Below are 255 nucleotides of genomic sequence, written 5' to 3' on the forward strand. Positions count from 1 at the left end.
CCAGACGTATGCGTGAGCAAGTTTTCAATGGTGACGTGACGTCCAGGCAAAGGATATTCGGGAAAATACTTTTCGATTTCATCCGCTAAAGAAAGTTTGCCTTGCTCAGCAAGCAACATGATCGCCGCAGCGGTAAATTGCTTCGTCACTGAGCCCGTGCGTAATGGGAATTCCGGTTGGAGCGGAACGTTCGTCTCCATATTCGCCAACCCATAGGCTTTGCGGAACAGGATGGCGCCGCGCTGCGAAACAATG

At 51.4% G+C, this 255-nt stretch carries 1 protein-coding gene; it reads right to left on the reverse strand.

What is annotated here, in order from left to right; translation table 11 throughout:
- Positions 1 to 255, reverse strand: a 255-nt coding sequence (locus C5P05_RS00780) for a serine hydrolase domain-containing protein (RefSeq protein WP_157979160.1), incomplete at both ends; no start/stop codon positions are given.

The organism is Rhodoferax ferrireducens (assembly GCF_003347515.1).
Taxonomy (GTDB): domain Bacteria; phylum Pseudomonadota; class Gammaproteobacteria; order Burkholderiales; family Burkholderiaceae_C; genus Rhodoferax.